At 48.8% G+C, this 17,620-nt stretch carries 16 protein-coding genes; 15 read left to right on the top strand and 1 reads right to left on the bottom strand.

The annotated features are described in order from the left end of the window. Position 1: 1 nt before the first annotated feature. Positions 2 to 1,021 carry a DNA polymerase III subunit delta gene (gene holA, locus PSHG_RS05280; RefSeq protein WP_010270439.1) on the top strand — a complete coding sequence of 340 codons (1,020 nt, stop codon included), beginning with the start codon at positions 2 to 4 and terminating at the stop codon, positions 1,019 to 1,021. Between the two features lie 107 nt (positions 1,022 to 1,128). Here the strand turns inward: holA and rpsT are convergent, their stop codons facing one another. Then, entirely contained in the window at positions 1,129 to 1,401 is a 273-nt protein-coding gene (rpsT, locus tag PSHG_RS05275) for a 30S ribosomal protein S20 (RefSeq protein ID WP_010270437.1), read from the bottom strand. A gap of 185 nt (positions 1,402 to 1,586) precedes the next feature. Here rpsT and gpr point away from each other — a divergent pair, with 185 nt between their 5' ends. The 14 genes from gpr (at position 1,587) to PSHG_RS05205 (ending at position 17,588) form a co-directional block, all read left to right on the top strand. Continuing rightward, entirely contained in the window at positions 1,587 to 2,573 is a 987-nt protein-coding gene (gene gpr / locus PSHG_RS05270) for a GPR endopeptidase (protein ID WP_010270435.1), read from the top strand. A 223-nt stretch (positions 2,574 to 2,796) separates the two neighbouring features. After that, on the top strand, positions 2,797 to 3,570 hold the full coding sequence (locus PSHG_RS05265; protein WP_010270432.1) for an HAD family hydrolase: 774 nt from the start codon (positions 2,797 to 2,799) through the stop codon (positions 3,568 to 3,570). 108 nt (positions 3,571 to 3,678) lie between these two features. Continuing rightward, positions 3,679 to 4,878, top strand: coding sequence for a stage II sporulation protein P (spoIIP, locus tag PSHG_RS05260; RefSeq protein ID WP_010270429.1), 1,200 nt, complete (start codon positions 3,679 to 3,681; stop codon positions 4,876 to 4,878). Positions 4,879 to 4,880: 2 nt separating this feature from the next. Next, positions 4,881 to 5,318 (top strand): hypothetical protein, encoded by a 438-nt coding sequence (locus tag PSHG_RS05255; RefSeq protein WP_010270425.1) that lies wholly within the window; start codon positions 4,881 to 4,883, stop codon positions 5,316 to 5,318. Positions 5,319 to 5,366: 48 nt separating this feature from the next. Beyond that, positions 5,367 to 7,181 carry a translation elongation factor 4 gene (gene lepA / locus PSHG_RS05250; protein ID WP_010270421.1) on the top strand — a complete coding sequence of 605 codons (1,815 nt, stop codon included), beginning with the start codon at positions 5,367 to 5,369 and terminating at the stop codon, positions 7,179 to 7,181. Positions 7,182 to 7,306: 125 nt separating this feature from the next. Beyond that, on the top strand, positions 7,307 to 8,479 hold the full coding sequence (gene hemW, locus PSHG_RS05245) for a radical SAM family heme chaperone HemW (protein ID WP_010270418.1): 1,173 nt from the start codon (positions 7,307 to 7,309) through the stop codon (positions 8,477 to 8,479). 125 nt (positions 8,480 to 8,604) lie between these two features. Then, on the top strand, positions 8,605 to 9,072 hold the full coding sequence (locus PSHG_RS05240; protein WP_010270415.1) for an N-acetyltransferase: 468 nt from the start codon (positions 8,605 to 8,607) through the stop codon (positions 9,070 to 9,072). Positions 9,073 to 9,211: 139 nt separating this feature from the next. After that, on the top strand, positions 9,212 to 10,237 hold the full coding sequence (gene hrcA / locus PSHG_RS05235; protein WP_010270414.1) for a heat-inducible transcriptional repressor HrcA: 1,026 nt from the start codon (positions 9,212 to 9,214) through the stop codon (positions 10,235 to 10,237). A 50-nt stretch (positions 10,238 to 10,287) separates the two neighbouring features. Next, positions 10,288 to 11,832, top strand: a complete 1,545-nt coding sequence (locus PSHG_RS05230) for a TCP-1/cpn60 chaperonin family protein (RefSeq protein ID WP_010270410.1) — start codon at positions 10,288 to 10,290, stop codon at positions 11,830 to 11,832. A gap of 67 nt (positions 11,833 to 11,899) precedes the next feature. Then, on the top strand, positions 11,900 to 12,529 hold the full coding sequence (gene grpE / locus PSHG_RS05225; protein WP_010270409.1) for a nucleotide exchange factor GrpE: 630 nt from the start codon (positions 11,900 to 11,902) through the stop codon (positions 12,527 to 12,529). Positions 12,530 to 12,620: 91 nt separating this feature from the next. Then, positions 12,621 to 14,465, top strand: a complete 1,845-nt coding sequence (dnaK, locus tag PSHG_RS05220) for a molecular chaperone DnaK (RefSeq protein ID WP_010270406.1) — start codon at positions 12,621 to 12,623, stop codon at positions 14,463 to 14,465. 87 nt (positions 14,466 to 14,552) lie between these two features. Next, positions 14,553 to 15,671 carry a molecular chaperone DnaJ gene (dnaJ, locus tag PSHG_RS05215; RefSeq protein WP_010270403.1) on the top strand — a complete coding sequence of 373 codons (1,119 nt, stop codon included), beginning with the start codon at positions 14,553 to 14,555 and terminating at the stop codon, positions 15,669 to 15,671. Positions 15,672 to 15,932: 261 nt separating this feature from the next. Further along, the gene (prmA, locus tag PSHG_RS05210; RefSeq protein ID WP_010270399.1) at positions 15,933 to 16,901 is read left to right on the top strand and encodes a 50S ribosomal protein L11 methyltransferase; all 969 of its coding nucleotides are present in this window, start codon (positions 15,933 to 15,935) and stop codon (positions 16,899 to 16,901) included. Positions 16,902 to 16,916: 15 nt separating this feature from the next. Continuing rightward, positions 16,917 to 17,588 (top strand): site-2 protease family protein, encoded by a 672-nt coding sequence (locus tag PSHG_RS05205; RefSeq protein ID WP_010270397.1) that lies wholly within the window; start codon positions 16,917 to 16,919, stop codon positions 17,586 to 17,588. Positions 17,589 to 17,620: the final 32 nt, after the last annotated feature.

The following is a 17,620-nucleotide window of genomic DNA, read 5'->3' as shown; positions in this document are numbered from 1 at the left end:
GATGGAGCTAAGAAAGGCAGTGCAAGAGCTGAATCAGGACAAGGTTAGGCCTTTGTATGTTTGTTACGGCCTGGAGTCCTTCAGAAAATCTGAATTTATATCCTTCCTGACTGACAAGCTTGTTCAGCCTGAAGAACGGGAATTCGCCGTCAGCCGCTATGATCTTGCAGAAACTTCGGTGGAACAGGTTCTGGAGGATGTGGAGACGAGCCCTTTTCTCGTATCGCGTAAGCTGGTGATAGCCTCTAATGCGCTGTTTTTGACCGGAGCGAAAGACACGGGCAAGGTCAGCCACAACCTTGACCACCTGCTGACCTATTTGAAACAGCCTGTTGACACATGTGTCTTTGTTCTTTCCGTGGAAGCCGATAAATTGGATGAACGGAAGAAAATAGTCAAGCAGTTAAAACAGCAGGATTGCCTGCTTCCTTTTCCTGTCTTGTCAGCAGAGGAATTGAATGATTGGGTAGTTAGACGTGCGCGAAGCCACCAATTTTCGTTTGCTGAAGGGGTAGCAGACCACCTTATCCTTTGTGCGGGTACCAACCTGCATAGTCTGGCCTCAGAAATTCAGAAACTATCCATTTACATAGGGATTGATGGTGTCGTTAGCAAGGACATTATTGATAGGCTGGTCGTTCGGACGACAGAACAAAATGTGTTTATTCTTATTGATTACATGGTACGGCGGCAGATTGACCAAGCGCTCTCGACACTTACTGAGCTGGCCAAGCAAAAAGAGGAGCCGATCAAGCTGCTGGCTTTGATGGCGAGACAATTTCGAATGATTATCCAGGTTAAGGAAAGCACGCAGACCGGCTATTCCTACCAGCAAATAGCGAGCGCTATCGGTGCCCATCCCTATGCGGTAAAAATAGCTGCGGAGCAAGGAAAGCTATACGAAACCCGGCGATTATTGCAAATTCTATCCCGGCTGGCTGATTTGGATTACCAGATGAAGAGCGGGCAGATAGACAAATGGCTGGGCCTGGAACTTCTGCTTCTGGATGCGGCGGCTTAATAGAGGGAAACCGGAAAGATGATCGCAACGCTTGAAAGTTTTATCAGGGAAAAGCAAAAAACACGAAGCTTCTTTGAAAAGAAAGCCTCGTGTTTTTAATTATTACTTTAAGCTTGAGCACTTAATTGATTGAGCTTTTTTGCCATACGGGATTTTTTGCGGTTAGCCGCATTTTTATGAATCAGGCCTTTGCTGGCTGCTTTGTCTAACTTTTTGATGGCAGCATGCAGTGCTTCTTGAGCGGATTGAGTGTTACTGCTGTCCGCAGCTTGATCAAAAGCTTTAACGGCTGTACGGAGAGCGGACTTTTGGGAAGCATTCTGCAAACGGCGCTTTTCCGAAGTTTTTACCCGTTTAATTGCCGATTTAATGTTTGGCATTGCGTTCACCTCCTACTACCAGAAAACCAGATCGTTCATGATGAATCGCCGGTTCATTCAAGTTTCTTGACAACTTTAAACATTCTATCATGCCATATAGCAAAAAGCAATAGCTGCATAAGAAGGAGGATTTACTCACACAATAAAATGATGAATTGGACTTTCATGCAGAGGGGCAATGAAGAATGGATCTGAGTCAATATACCGTCAGAACAGACCTGGCACTGGAGGCCAAGGAACTGGCATCCAAAAGCACCATTCCCGGAATCGAAATCGAAACTGAAAATGATAAAGGGATCAAGCTTACGCGAATGGCGGTTGAGCATAATGAAGCAGGGCAGCAAATCGGCAAATTGCCGGGGTATTATTTGACAATTGAGGTGCCACAGCTGCGCAATAAGGACACAACACTGCAAAATCGTGTAACGACCAAATTCGCTAAGGAGTTTGCCGCTTTTTTAGCGAAGACAGGCGTGGGACCTGACGACAAAGTGCTGATCATCGGCTTAGGTAACTGGAATGTAACACCTGACGCTTTAGGTCCTCTTGTCGTCGAGAACATCATGGTCACCCGTCACTACTTTGAGCTGGTGGAGGAGCAGGTAAGTCCCGGCTATCGGCAGGTCAGTGCTGTAGCTCCAGGCGTTCTGGGGATTACAGGTATTGAAAGCAGTGAAATAGTTCAAGGCATTGTGGAAAAAACGCGCCCGGATTTGATCATTGCGGTTGACGCTTTGGCGTCTATGGCGCTGGAGCGGGTGAATACGACTATTCAAGTTGCGGATACGGGCATACATCCAGGCTCGGGAATCGGCAATAAAAGAAAAGGACTAACGAAGGAAATTCTCGGTGTTCCCGTCATAGCAATAGGCGTGCCCACTGTAGTCTATGCTTCAACTATCGTAAATAACAGTATTGATATGATGGCAGAACACTTTAAAAAACTGACAAACGGCACCGACCACATTCTTGGCATGCTGGATGGAATGCAGGAGCAGGAGCGGCTGCAGCTGGTCAAGGAAGTACTGGAGCCGGTAGGTCATAACCTGCTTGTCACTCCAAAGGAAATCGATGAATTCATCGAGGATATCGCCAATATTATCGCCAGTGGTTTGAACGCTGCGCTGCATGAAGCAGTGAATATGGACAATGTGGCCGCCTATACTCATTAATGAGGAGAAGGTTATAACGAAAATACGGATTGCTTTGGCAAGGTGTGGGCTGACCCGCCTTGCCTTCTCGGATTATTCAGCATGAAGTGTATGTAATGCAGAAAAATTCTTTTTAGTACGGGCGGTTGGCTGTCAGGGCTATGGCTGAGGGTCATTTTTTGCTATAGTTTTAGGAGGATCGAGTAATCGGTTCAGGAGAATACAATTTGCAAGGAGCATCCTCATGACACCACAAATTTTACTATTTGATATGGATGACACACTGATCCATTGCAATAAATACTTTCAACGGATCATTGACCGCTTTAGCGAGCAAATGAGTGAATGGTTTTCGGCAGAAGGCCTGGATTCCGAAGCAGTCAAAGCGAAGCAGCTGGAGATTGATATTGAAGGGGTCACTAGAAAAGGCTTCGTGGAGAATCATTTTCCCGAATCCTTGGTCGATACTTACCGGTATTTTTGCGACTACTACGGCACTCCGCAGCATTCAGCCCGCATCGACGGGCTGTTCCGTTTGGGGCGCACCGTCTATGATATGAAGGTAGAGCCCTACCCATATATGCAAGAAACGCTGCAGAACCTTACTCGTGACGGGCATGAGCTGTATCTGTATACCGGCGGGGTCCCATCCATCCAGCAGGATAAAATTGCAGCTGCTGGTCTCGAGACGTTCTTTGAAGATAGAATATTTATTCGTCAGCATAAAAATACGGAGGCGCTTCAGCAAATTTTGCAGGACACCGGTTTTGACCGCAGCCGAACATGGATGATAGGCAATTCGATGCGGACCGATGTGCTTCCCGCCTTGGAAAACGGGATTCATTCGATTTATTTGCCTGCGCAGCTGGAATGGCAGTTCAACGTGGTCGAAATCAAAGTTAAGCCGGCGGGCGCATATTTGCAGTTAAGCTCATTGCGTGAGCTGCAGCCGGCAATTAGAAGCTATACTCAGCAGTTGGAAGATTCAGCCAAGCCTGTGCAATCTGGAAACAATTAATAGGAATAAGTTCAGTTGGACTTGTTCCTGGTTCTATCTTTGAGTCCTCCCTCATAGATTGCTAGTAGATAGAAACCTATTCTACTAATCACGATCGGAGGAACAAAGATGAAGCTCACAGGCTTTACTATGGACCTGAGCCGGATAAGAAGATCAACTCATAACATGAGAACATGGATCAAGCTGTTCCTCATGCTGATGATCGTCACACTGCTGTTTTTTGTTATTTTAGGGATCGGGGGCTATGCTCAAAGCAAGCTGAGAGGCTCTACCTTCTCTTCTATGAAAGGAATTGCGGCCTCGGTGCCTAGCAATTTTTTTGTCGATTTGATTGGCTTGGAAGTACCGCAGCTGGTTGACGAGAGAGAATCTACCTTTTCGGGTGATCATGTCTTTTCCTTCGTGTTCAGGCTCCTGACTGATATTAACCCGAACGACCCCAAAACGTTAATGGCCAGAGAAGTGCCCGGGATGGGTCAGGCCAGTGCCGTTCCGCTAAAAGGCACTAACCAGTCGGAGCCGCCGCAAGATTATGGTCCGGGCAAGGATGGGGCTCCCGTTCCAACCGGATCGCCCGGGGAAGTTGAGGCAACGCCAACGCCCTCCCCGACACCCTCGCCTCCGCCGGAAACCCCTTCAACAGACGGGAAAAAGGTGGTGCTGGTTTACCATACTCATTATGAGGAATCGTGGGTGCCGGAGCTGGACATTACAGAGGCGGATAAAGCTTACGATCCAGAGGTCAATATTACGCTTGTAGGGCAGCGGCTTGTCGACAGACTGGAGGAGCTTGGAGTAGGAGCGGTCAAGTACAGTCCCGTATACAAGGAAACCCAGCCTGATTACAACTGGTATCGTTCCTATAAGTATTCGCGAGAAACGGTCAAGGAGGCATTTGCCGCTCACCCCGACATCGATTTTGTGTTCGATATTCACAGGGATTCACTGCCGAGAGATCGGACGACGGTAACGATTGACGGTGTAGACTACGCCCAAATTTATTTCATCATCGGACAGAAAAACCCCAACTGGGAAGAAAATGAGCAATTCGCGGCAAAAATTCATGAAAAGCTGGAAGAAAGAGCGCCCGGCCTTTCCAAAGGGATTTGGGGTAAATCCGCGCATCAGGGAGACGCTGAATATAACCAGTCCCTATCTTCCAATAATGTGCTGGTAGAAATGGGCGGACCGTTTAACACCTTGGAAGAGAGCTACCGGACTGCAGATTTGTTTGCCGAGGTGGTGGCAGAGCTGTATTGGGAAGCGGAAAAAGTCGATGCCGCGCCGGCAGATGCCGCGGGTGATTGATAATGTTCCGCTCTATGCTGCTCCGTTTGTTCCTGCTAGTATTAGTGTTTATCGGCGGACTGCTCACCGGAATCGAGCTGATGAATGAGATAGGCCGCTCTCCCGCAGCCGCTTCCAGTGAAAAGCTGAACGCGACAATCACACCGTCTCCCGGAGGCGCTGAACCGGAAGTTTCCGGTGGAGCTGCAGCTCCGGCCACGAGCCAAACAGGCGGCTCACCGGGAGATGAAAGCGCGAATTCCCCGGAAAAGAAAGCTGAACAGTCCCTGGACAAAGACTCAACAGCCTCAGGTCTGCAACAATTCCGCCCGGAGCCTGGCCTGCATATTCAAGAATCGCTGATTAATAAGGTGCTGAGAAAAACAGGGGAGGCTATCCACCTTTTGGCTGATGGAGTTGTTAAGGTGATAGCAGCTCTGCTGGACGGGGTATCGGGTTAACTGCTATAATGAAAAGTACTGTACATTTGATGCTCTTTGGGGGTAAGCATGACGGATATTCGAGCCAGACAACAAAAGATTAGAAACTTTTCGATTATAGCCCATATCGATCATGGCAAATCAACGCTAGCTGATCGGATCTTGGAGTTTACCGGGGCCTTGACTTCCAGAGAAATGCAGGAACAAGTGCTTGACCAGATGGATCTCGAGCGGGAGCGCGGGATTACGATCAAGCTGCAGGCTGTGAGATTGTTATACCGGGCAAAGGACGGCAATGAGTATATATTGAATTTGATTGACACTCCGGGGCACGTCGATTTTACTTATGAGGTTTCCCGCAGCCTTGCCGCATGCGAGGGGGCTTTGCTTGTCGTTGATGCTGCTCAAGGCATCGAGGCGCAGACGATGGCGAATGTGTATTTGGCCTTGGACAATGACCTGGAAATTCTTCCTGTCATTAATAAGATTGATCTGCCAAGCGCGGAACCGGATCGGGTGAAGCAGGAAATTGAGGATGTAATCGGCCTGGATGCAAGCGATGCAGTGCTCGCCTCTGCCAAAGCAGGAATCGGCATCGAGGAGATTCTGGAACAGGTCGTTAGCAAGGTGCCGGCTCCGCAAGGCGATCCGGACGAACCGTTGAAAGCTCTTATTTTCGATTCCCACTACGATCCATATAAAGGGGTTATCGTGTATGTGAGAGTTGTGGACGGGTCGATCAAGGCCGGTTCCAAAATCCGTTTCATGGCCACTGGCAAAACCTTCGAGGTAATCGAAGTAGGAGCCTTTATGCCGCGGATGTCCATTATTGACGAATTGCATGTCGGGGATGTAGGCTTCGTAGTTGCCGGTATCAAAAACGTCAAAGACACCCGTGTCGGCGATACGATAACCGATGCTAAAAAACCGACAGCGGAACCATTGCCGGGCTACCGTAAGATTAACCCGATGGTATTTTGCGGCTTGTACCCGATCGAATCATCGGACTATGATGACCTTCGCGAAGCTTTGGAGCGTCTGGAGCTTAATGATGCTTCCCTGCGCTATGAGCCTGAGACCTCTTCTGCGCTAGGCTTCGGTTTCCGCTGCGGATTTCTTGGACTGCTCCATATGGAGATCATCCAGGAGAGGATAGAGCGTGAATTTAACATTCCGTTAATTACGACAGCTCCAAGCGTTATTTTCAAAGTGAAGCTGACCAACGGCGATGTGCTGGAAATCGACAATCCTTCCAACTATCCGGAACAGGGCAAAATCGATTCGGTAGAAGAGCCTTATGTCAAGGCATCAATTATCGTGCCGAATGATTTTGTCGGTGCTATTATGGAGCTTTGCCAAAGCAAGCGCGGCGAATTTATTAATATGGAGTATCTGGATACGAACCGGGTCACGCTGACTTATGATATTCCGCTCTCCGAAATTGTGTACGATTTCTTTGACCGTTTGAAATCAACGACAAAGGGTTACGCCTCCTTCGATTATGAGATGTCCGGATACCGGGTCTCCAACCTGGTCAAAATGGACATTTTGCTGAACGGGGAGCAGGTGGATGCTCTATCGTTTATTGTCCACCGTGAACGCGCCTATAATCGTGGACGGCAAATTTGCGAGAAGCTGAAGACCTTAATTCCTCGGCAAATGTTTGAGGTTCCGATTCAAGCGGCTATCGGGCAAAAAATATTATCCAGAGAGACAGTCAAGGCAATGCGTAAAAATGTGCTTGCCAAATGCTACGGCGGTGATATATCACGCAAACGCAAGCTTTTGGAAAAGCAAAAAGAAGGTAAGAAGAGAATGAAGCAGGTGGGCAATGTGGAAGTGCCTCAGGAAGCTTTTATGGCGGTACTGAGGCTGGATGACTAGTTCCGCGTGCCTGCCAAGAAGCTTGGAGTAAACACTTACGCGGATAGAAGCAACGTATTTACGCTATGGCAGGAAGCCTTTGGCTTTCTGCTTTTTTCTTACCACACTAGAAAGGAGGTCTCCCCATGGACAAGCATACCGGCAATCTTTCCGGCTCTCCCCGAGCGGTATATATTCACATTCCTTTCTGCACCAATAAATGCTACTATTGTGATTTTAATTCTTATGTGCTTAAGGGCCAGCCGGTCCAGGACTATTTGGATGCTTTGGAGCGGGAGATGGAGGCGACCGTCAGGCTTGCTCCGCCATCCCGGATTGAAACGGTTTTTGTCGGAGGCGGGACCCCAACGGTTCTGACTCCAGAGCAAATGGAGCAGTTTGTGAAATTGGTCAATACGTATTTCGCCGACCGAGCGGAAGCGTTTGAGTTTACGATGGAGGCTAATCCGGGAACGACGGATATGGATAAGCTGTCTGTCATGAAGCAAGGAGGAGTGAACCGGCTAAGCTTCGGGGTACAAACCTTTGACCCGGTGCTGTTAAGGAAGATTGGCCGTATTCATACGGTCGATGAAGTCTATCAGAGCATTGAAAATGCCCACAAGCTGAGCTTCGATAATGTATCAATAGATTTGATGCTGGGGCTTCCCAATCAGACACTAGCCCAGGTGGAGGCTTCTCTGGATGCGGCGCTGGCCTTGAATCTCCAGCATTATTCCATCTATTCGTTAAAGGTAGAAGAGAATACTCTGTTTCACGATTTGTATGAAAAAAACGAGCTGCCGCTGCCTGAAGAAGAAGCTGAATTGGGGATGTATCTGTTGACGATGGAGAAGCTGGCGGCAAACGGCTATCATCAGTATGAAATCAGCAATTTTGCCCTTCCTGGCAAAGAAAGCCGTCATAATATGATGTATTGGCGCAATCAGAGCTATTACGGATTAGGAGCAGGGGCTCACGGTTACAGGCAGCGGGTACGCCACGTCAACATTAAGAGTATTCAGCCTTATATTGACGCCACCCTGAGCGGTCTGCCGATTGCCGAGCAATTTACGGTAAGCCGGGAGGAAGCGATGGAGGACTTTATGATGGTAGGATTGCGGATGCTCGCCGGAATTGCCAAGGATGATTTTATTCGTGAATTCGGCACCGACGTAGATGAAGTCTTTGGCAGCATCATCAGCCGTTTGGAGCAGAAAGGACTGCTTGCCGTGGAAGGCGGCCGGGTGAGATTATCGCAAAAAGGAATTGTTCTGGGCAACGAAGTGTTCGGAGAATTTATTGGCAGTTTGTCTTGAACATCATTGCATAATATTGTATATTTATACAATATTGCTTTCATTTTTATCAGTTTAATTTTAACATATGGGCATTCGCCCAATTATTAATTGATGATATCAGTCATTACGTGGCGGTGAACTCATTGACTATAATTTGCAGAAAAGCAAACGAGCAGGATTTGGATGGGCTGTATGAGCTGATTAAGGATTATGCCGAGCAAGGAATCATGCTCCCCCGTTCCAGAGAAATGCTCGTTTATTCCATAGATACGTTTGTCGTAGCGGTCGATGACGAGAGCGGGCAGCTGGTCGGCTGCGGCTCCTTGTGCAAGCTTGGAGAGGAATTGGTGGAAATCCGTTCCTTAGGCGTACAGCCTCAATGCAAGGGCCTTGGAATCGGCAGAAAGCTGGTGGAATTCCTTGTAGAGGAAGCCAGACAGCAGCAAATACCGAAAGTGATGGCCTTGACCTATGAGGTTGCCTTTTTTGAAAAAATGGGCTTTCATGTCGTCCCTAAAGAGATTTTTCCAGAGAAGGTTTGGAAAGATTGCATTCATTGCAAAAAACAACATTGCTGTGACGAAATTGCCGTACTCCAGCGCTTGGATTAACTTGACAACTGGCGGTGGAGTCTGGTATTTTTGTAATATGATTTAGCACTCGAAGCAAGTGAGTGCTAACGATCGTTGGCAAAGCTTAGTGAAATCAATGAAATTCATTTCAAACGATAACTTCTGGGGGTGGAAGACTATGCTGTCAGAGCGTCAAAGAATGATCTTAAATGCTATTGTTGACGATTATATTCGTTCCGCCGAGCCCGTAGGTTCCAGAAGCATATCGAAGCGGGGAGATGTCGCATTCAGTCCGGCTACGATCCGTAACGAAATGTCTGACTTGGAAGAAATGGGTTTTCTTGAACAGCCGCATACATCAGCCGGGCGCATTCCTTCTCATAAGGGATACCGCTATTATGTAGACCATTTAGTTAATTATGAGACCTTATCGACTCATGAATTGAATGCGATGAAGGTTTTTTTTGCTGATAAATTACAGGAAATGGAACAGGTATTCCAGCATGCTGCGGCTATTTTGTCTAATTTGACCAATTACACTTCTATCATATTGGGACCGGAAGTGTTCAGTACGACGCTGAAAAGAATGCAGATCATTCCACTTGATGAGCGCAGCGGCGTGGCGATTTTTGTTACTAACACAGGGCATGTGGAAAATAAAATTGTCGATATTCCGGAAGGGATGTCCATTGGTGATATTGAGAAGGCGGTCAATCTTTTAAATGCCAAGCTGGCCAATGTTCCTTTATATCAATTAAAGTCTAAGCTGTACAGCAAGGTTGGGGAAGAGCTCAATAAATATGTCGATCATTATGAAGAAATGGTCAGCCTGCTGGAGTCTGCGCTTGATCATGAGGAGCATGACCGTGTTTATCTGAGCGGAGCCACGAATATGCTGATGCAGCCGGAGTTCAAGGATGTTGACAAGGTTAAGCTTATTCTGGATACGCTTGGCGAGACTCCGGCAGTCGTGCAAATGCTTGCTGCTTCGCCGGAAGGGATCCAGGTGAAGATCGGCAGCGAGAACTCAATTGAAGCGATCAATAACTGCAGCCTGATTACAGCCAGCTACTCCATAGACGGACAGTGCCTCGGAACCGTAGGCATTCTTGGACCGACGCGAATGGAATATGGCCGGGTCATCCGCATATTGGATCATCTGTCCAAAGATATGGCGGTCGTTCTTGCCAAATGGTACAAATAATAGAAGAAGTGGCTTAATTCTTTGCATTCATGCAGAAAGGATCTAGTATCATGAGTCAGATCAATTCAAGCCAAAGCGATGGCGATGAACGGTATTCCGCATTAATTAACAATGCAGCCGCGGTAAGAGCGATCTGTTCGGCAGTGGAGGGCACCCTTGGTCCCAAAGGACTGGATACAATGCTTGTCAGCGAACTGGGGGATGTCCTCATTACGAATGACGGGGCTACCATTCTGGAGCAAATGGATGTGACCCATCCGGCAGCCAAGCTGGTTGTGCAGGTAGCCCGTTCTCAGCAGCGACATGTAGGTGATGGTACGACAACCGCGACTGTGCTGGCAGGGGCGATGGTAGCTGAAGGTCTGTCCGAGGTGTCCCGTGGTGTGCCTGTGGCTAAGGTCGTAGCCGGCATTCAGGAGGGCATAGGGCAGGCTGTTCAATTTATGCGCTCCCGTTCCCGGCCGGTGCTCGGCGCTGATGATCCTATGCTGTACCGGATTGCTTATGTGGCAGGGAGGGAAAATCGGGAGCTGGCCGACCAGATTATCGAGGCTATGAACATTGTTGGCCAGGAAACATTGGGAAGTGAGCAGTTTCGTTTTTCCGAATCTGTCATTACAGCAGATGGCGGCAGCAGCGAAGTATGGCCCGGTATTCTGTTGAATAAGCAGCCATCGATGTTTTTACCGGTCAAGGACCTGCTATCTGCGAAAATTTTAGTGCTGCAGGATGCTTTGGAGCCGGAGCAAATGGAAGAAGAGGCGCTCACGACCGAAATGGGATATAAAGCCTACAGCGAGCGTAAAGAAAAATTCCTCCAGCAGCTGGAGCAGCTTTCCGCCTTGAACGTTGGTTTAATTGCTGTTGACAGGGGGGCGCATGCCGAAGCGGAGCAATTTTGCGCTGACCGCGGTATTTTGCTCTTAACCCGGGTTCCAAGAAATGATTTGCTTAAGCTGTCTCGCTATACGGGTGCCAGACCGCTGCGCAGAAGCGGTTTGAATAAATCACCTGAAGATTTGGTGGCATCATTGGGGTTTGCCGGGCAAATCAGGTATGATGAACGAATCCAGAAGGTGAAAGTAGGCGAAGGCGCGGGGCAGCCTGCCGTTACGATCGTGGTGGGCGGCACAACCAAAGAGGTTGTTAGCGAACGGGCACGAATTGCCAAAGATGCTGCCTCCGCAGTGCAAGCTGCTATTCGCAGCGGTTATGTAGCCGGTGGAGGAGCGATAGAAATCGCCGCCGCCCGGGAACTGGACCGTTATGGCGAGACGGTTAGAGGGATGGAAGGCTTTGGAATCTCCGCTGTTGCCCGTGCGCTGCGCAAGCCGATGGCTCAGATAGTGACCAATGCCGGCTTCAACCCGTTGGAAAAAGTCGAACAGGTCAAGGCCGTTCAGCTGGAATCCGATACCGACTCAATTGCCGTTGATTGCGATACAGGTCAATTAATGGATTGCTTTAAATCCGAAGTGGTCGATCCGACCTATGTCAAAATTCAGGCCATTCAAGCGGCAGGAGAAGTGGCCAGTGCTGTCTTGCGTATTCATACAGTGGTTAAAATGAAAAAAGGGTATTCCGCTGACGAGTGAGACAATTATGGCTTCGACTGGCAATCGAACTATAGATACGGTACGCTATTAAGGAGGTGAACCATTCGTGAGTAAACAAGAGAAGAATCAAGCAGAAGCTATGGAAGAATTGGATCAGACGACTGGTGAGGAAGCTATCCAAGAAGAAAATACAGGTTCCGCCGACAATTCTGCCTATGAGCAGCAGGCCGGGGAGCAGTCTGCAGCTACTGACCAAGAACAAGCGGATGAGGAGGCTTCCAAGGAGGCCGGGGAGATTGCCAAGCTTCGTCAGGAAGCCGAGGACAATTATAACCGTTACTTGAGGGTTCAAGCCGACTTTGACAACTTCCGCCGCCGTTCGCGCCAGGAGAAGGAAGAGTTTGCCAAGTACGCATCCATGAAAGTGATTGAGCAGCTGCTGCCAATTGTTGATAATTTTGAGCGCGCGATGGAATCCAGCAAGGAGAGCCGAGATTTCGATGCCCTGGTTAAAGGACTGGAAATGGTCTTCCGCCAGTTGGATCAAGTGTTCAAGCAGGAAGGCCTGGAGCCGATTCAGGCTGTAGGGGAGCCGTTTAACCCGGAGTTTCATCAGGCGATCATGCAGGTGGAGTCTGACGAATACGAAGAAGGAATTGTTGTTGAAGAGATTCAGAAAGGCTACAAGCTTAAAGATAAGGTTGTGCGTCCTTCTATGGTCAAGGTAAGCATGTAATAGGCCGCGATAGCAAGGGACCCGCACATAAATGTACTGAAAAGTGTAACTAGATAGATGCAGGTCATTTTACTGAGGAGGTAGGAAGTTTATGAGTAAAGTTATTGGGATTGACTTAGGAACCACGAATTCCTGCGTAGCAGTAATGGAAGGCGGCGAAGCCGTTGTTATTCCAAATGCCGAAGGAAACCGCACGACTCCATCCGTAGTCGGCTTCAAGAAGGATGGAGAAAGAATTGTCGGAGAGAGCGCCAAACGCCAGGCGATCACCAACCCGGATCGTACGGTTGCTTCTATTAAACGGCATATGGGAACGAACCATAAGGAGCAAATCGGCGATAAAGAATATACGGCTCCCGAGATTTCGGCGATGATTCTGCAGAAGCTGAAGGCCGACGCGGAAGCTTATCTTGGTTCCACCGTAACTCAAGCGGTTATTACGGTTCCGGCTTATTTCAATGACAGTCAACGCCAAGCGACTAAGGATGCAGGTAAAATCGCCGGTCTGGAAGTGCTGCGTATTGTCAACGAGCCTACAGCTGCTGCATTAGCTTATGGTTTGGAGAAGGAAGAAGAAATCATTCTGGTCTATGACCTTGGGGGCGGAACGTTCGACGTTTCCATTCTTGAGCTCGGTGACGGTACGTTTGAAGTTCGTGCCACTAGCGGAGACAACCAGCTTGGTGGAGATGACTTTGACCAAGCGATTATCGATTACCTGGTAGCTGAATTCAAAAAGGAACAAGGTATTGATCTCAGCAAGGATAAAGCTGCCGTTCAACGTTTGAAGGACGCTGCGGAAAAAGCGAAGAAGGAACTTTCCGGTGTGCTGACAACGACGATTTCCTTGCCGTTTATTACGATGGCGGATGGAGTGCCTCAGCATTTGGAGATGAATCTGACCCGTGCCAAATTCGAGGAGCTGACTGCTGACCTGGTTGAACGCACACTCGGTCCAACTCGTCAAGCGTTAAGCGATGCCGGGCTGTCTGCAGGAGAAATTAATAAAGTTGTCCTTGTTGGGGGCTCCACGAGAATTCCTGCTGTCCAGGAAGCAATCAAGAAACTGATCGGCAAAGATCCGCATAAAGGGGTTAATCCGGACGAAGTTGTTGCTTTGGGCGCTGCCATCCAAGCGGGTGTATTGACCGGAGACGTCAAAGATGTCGTTCTTCTCGACGTGACCCCGCTGTCCCTCGGTATAGAAACCGCGGGCGGCGTGTTCACTAAGATGATCGACCGCAACACTACAATTCCGACCAGCAAATCACAAATATTCAGTACCTATGCGGATAATCAAACGAGCGTAGAAATTCATGTCCTGCAAGGGGAAAGATCGATGGCTGCGGATAACAAAACGCTTGGCCGTTTTATGCTGGGTGACATTCCTCCGGCTCCACGCGGAATTCCGCAAATTGAGGTTACGTTTAACATTGATGCGAACGGAATTGTCAACGTTTCTGCTTTGGATAAAGGCACCGGCAAAAGCCAAAAAATTACGATCACCTCTTCCAGCGGACTTAGCGATGAAGAAATCGACCGTATGATGAAAGATGCGGAAGCCCATGCCGAAGAAGACAGAAAGCGTAAAGAGCTGGTAGAAGTTCGTAACGAAGCCGATCAACTGGTATATACTACAGAGAAGACGATCAAGGATCTGGGTGACAAGGTAGATCAGGCTGAGATCGATAAGGCGAACGAAGCCAAGGACAAAGTGAAAAAAGCGTTGGAAGGCAGCGATATTGACGAAATTAAAAAAGCCGTAGAGGAATTGACTGCTGTGGTGCAGCAGCTGTCCGTCAAGCTGTACGAACAGCAAGCCGCTCAAGGTCAAGCAGAGCAGGGCGCTCAAGAAGGCGAGCCGGCTTCCGCGAAAGGCAAAGAAAATGTAGTTGACGCCGACTACGAAGTCGTAGACGATAAAGACAAAAATTAAACTGGTTAGCACGCTTCAAAAGCGAGGTCAAAGTCAGGGGTGCTTGACTTTGACCTTCCTTTTGCCAGGCTGACAAGGGGTGACACAGTGAGCAAGCGAGATTATTACGAGGTGCTCGGGGTAGGCCGGGACGCCACTCCGGAAGAAATCAAAAAATCGTTTCGTAAATTGGCCCGCCAGTACCATCCCGATGTCAACAAAGAGGCCAATGCGGAAGAAAAATTCAAGGAAGTCAAGGAAGCTTATGATGTGCTGAGCGATCAGCAAAAAAGAGCGACCTACGATCAGTTCGGGCATGTCGATCCTAACCAAGGAATGGGCGGCGGACCCGGCGGCATGGACTTTGGCGGTTTTGGCGACATTTTTGACATGTTCTTTGGCGGTGGCGGCGGAAGACGGAATCCGAATGCTCCGCAGCGTGGCAGCGACCTGCAATATTCGATGACGATCGAATTCAAGGAAGCGATATTCGGGAAAGAAACCGATATTGAAATCCCGCGTACCGAGTCATGTGATACTTGCCATGGATCAGGCGCGAAGCCAGGCACTAAGCCGGAAACCTGCGGAGTATGTAAAGGCTCGGGACAGCAGGAAGTGATTCAGAACACAGCATTCGGCCGCATCGTGAACCGCCGGGTATGTCAAAACTGTAACGGCCAAGGCCAAATCATCCGTGATAAATGCGGAACCTGTCATGGTACGGGGAAAGTCAAAAAACGCAAAAAAATTCACGTCAAAATTCCTGCCGGTGTGGACGAAGGAGCCCAGCTCCGAATTACCGGCGAAGGCGAGCCGGGAACACGGGGAGGTCCTCCAGGCGATCTGTACATCATTATTCGCGTGAAAGCTCATGATTTCTTCGAGAGGGAAGGTGAGGACATTTACTGCGAAATTCCTCTAACCTTTACTCAAGCAGCGCTCGGTGATGAAATTGAAATCCCAACGCTGACTGAAAAAGTGAAGCTCAAAATCCCCGCCGGTACTCAAACGGATACGTACTTTCGTCTTAAAGGCAAAGGAGTGCCGCGGCTTAGGGGCTATGGCCAGGGGGATCAGCATGTGAAGGTGGTCGTGGTGACCCCAACGAATCTGAACGAGGAGCAGAAGGATTTGCTGCGAGAGTTCTCAAGGCTTAGTGGTGAGGAAACCCACGAACAGAACAAGTCCATTTTTGAGCGGATGAAGAAAGCTTTCTTGGGAGACTGAATTGTTCCTAATTTCTATCCACATTACCCATAGGCGGAAGTAGGCACAGCTGCTGCCAGCTTCCGCCTGTTGTGTTATTAATACCTATTACAGGCTGGAAGATTGCGCTTCGATGCTCATCTCTTTGCACGCAGCAGGAAGCCCCACCTTGTGGGGTTATTTGACATGGCGGAAGTTTCACTTGTGCCCGCAATGTAGTACAATAGAATTTAGTTTGTTTTGAAACGGCAGCAAAAGGACGAGGGAAGGCGGAACATAACTATGAAATGGTATGAAGTAACGGTACATAGCACGGAAGAAGCGGTCGAAATGATTTCTCATTTTCTGCATGAGCTTGGTGCGGGAGGGGTATCGATTGAAGAGTCGGGATCATTGAACAGGCCAAGGGATACCTCTTTGGGCCAATGGTACGAGCTGCCCCTGAACGATATCCCGGAAGGCGAAGCGGTGATAAAAGGTTATTTTCCTGAAGGGCAGGACATGGAGCAGTTGCTTAGCCAGCTAAAAACCTCTATTTCCCTGCTCACCGGATTCGGAATTGACATCGGCGCAGCGCAGGTGGAGATGGCGTTGGTCGATGAGGAGGATTGGGCTAACGCATGGAAGCAATATTACAAGCCAATTCAAATCTCAGACCGCTTGACCATTAAGCCGACTTGGGAGCCCTATGATGCAGGTGAGGAAGAAATTGTTCTGGAGCTCGATCCGGGCATGGCTTTCGGCACGGGGACCCACGCGACAACAGCATTATGCTTGAGAACCTTGGATCAATGGATTCAAGGCGGTGAGCGTGTGATCGATGTAGGGACAGGATCAGGAGTATTGGCGATAGCCGCGGCTAAGCTTGGAGCTGAGCATGTGCTGGCGCTTGATCTCGATCCTGTAGCGGTTTCCAGCGCTACGGACAATGCGGCGCTTAATGGGCTGGAAAAGCAAATTACGGTTAAAGAGAGTGACTTGCTAGGGGTCTTGAAGGAACAGCAAAACGGAGCCCCAGGACCATTTAAACTTCCGGTGGATATAGTGGTAGCGAATATTTTGGCGGATATCATTCTTTTATTTGTAAAAGACGTCTATGATGCGCTATCCCCGGGCGGTCTTTATGTAGCATCAGGAATTATTACAGCCAAACAGGATCAAGTTGAAAGGAAGCTGGTGGCCGAAGGCTTTGCTATAGAGCAGATTCAGCATGAGCAGGATTGGGTCGTTATTGTAGCTAGAAAGCAATAGAGTGGAGGTAGAGCTGTGGACAGGTTTCTGGTCTTCCCCTGGGAATATATTCCGTTCGTTTTTCTTGTTTTGTTAATCGCCTTTACTCTGCATGAATTTGCCCATGCCTTTGCAGCTGACAGATTCGGGGACCCGACTCCACGGTCGATGGGAAGAGTTACCCTGAATCCGCGAGTGCATTTAGATGTACTGGGCACGATTTTAATTTTCCTTGTCGGATTCGGGTGGGCGAAGCCGGTGCTGGTTAATCGCGGAAACTTCAAGCATCCTCGCAGGATGAGCATCATCGTTTCACTTGTCGGCCCGCTGTCCAACCTTCTGGTCGCTTTCGTCGGCCTGACATTCGTTTATATGTTCGCTCACTTTGGCTGGCTGGAAGGCATGAATCCTGGTGTTGCTTCAGCCGTGCAAACCTTTTTAAGCCTGTTGGTTTACTTGAATATTATATTATTTTTGTTCAATCTATTACCACTGCCCCCTTTGGACGGGTATCGCATTCTGCAGGAGCTGCTGCCGACCGGTATCCGTATTAAACTGCAGCAATATGAGCAATGGTCGATTTTTCTTTTACTGCTAATCGTTTTTATTCCTCCATTGTATGCTGTTACGCTCGGTCAGGTCTTTGCTCTGCGCGAACCTATTATGGCGGCGATGGGGGCTGTCCTGCAGCTAATCTTCGGTCCTTAAGACCAAGCTGCAAGCTGCTGCTTTAAAGCCGA

Source organism: Paenibacillus senegalensis JC66, assembly GCF_000285515.1.
In the GTDB taxonomy this organism is placed as follows: Bacteria; Bacillota; Bacilli; order Paenibacillales; family NBRC-103111; genus Paenibacillus_L; species Paenibacillus_L senegalensis.
Note: the sequence above shows the minus strand (reverse complement) of the source record. Positions and strands in the feature narration are given on the sequence as shown.